The following is a 235-nucleotide window of genomic DNA, read 5'->3' as shown; positions in this document are numbered from 1 at the left end:
AGCCACCATCCCCTCGAAGCTTTATGTGCGCCAGGGTCAGACCTTCACCGTGCGTGAGGCCGTTTATGGCATGATCGTCAAATCCGCCAACGACATGGCGGAAGGCATGGGCGATCACCTTGGCGGCTCTGAAGCAAGGTTCGCCGAGATGATGACCCGCAAGGCACGCCAGCTCGGCATGACGAAGACGGTGTTCCGCAACGCCTCCGGCCTGCCCAGCAAATCGCAGGTGACG

At 61.3% G+C, this 235-nt stretch carries 1 pseudogene; it reads left to right on the top strand.

Features of this window, described 5'->3' with window-relative positions:
• Window positions 1-235, top strand: a pseudogene (locus SB816_RS34995) (D-alanyl-D-alanine carboxypeptidase); the annotation flags it as partial.

Origin of the sequence: Achromobacter sp. SIMBA_011 (assembly GCF_046535435.1) — a bacterium.
GTDB lineage: Bacteria > Pseudomonadota > Gammaproteobacteria > Burkholderiales > Burkholderiaceae_B > Achromobacter > Achromobacter dolens.
This window is presented reverse-complemented; position numbering and strand designations above follow the sequence as displayed.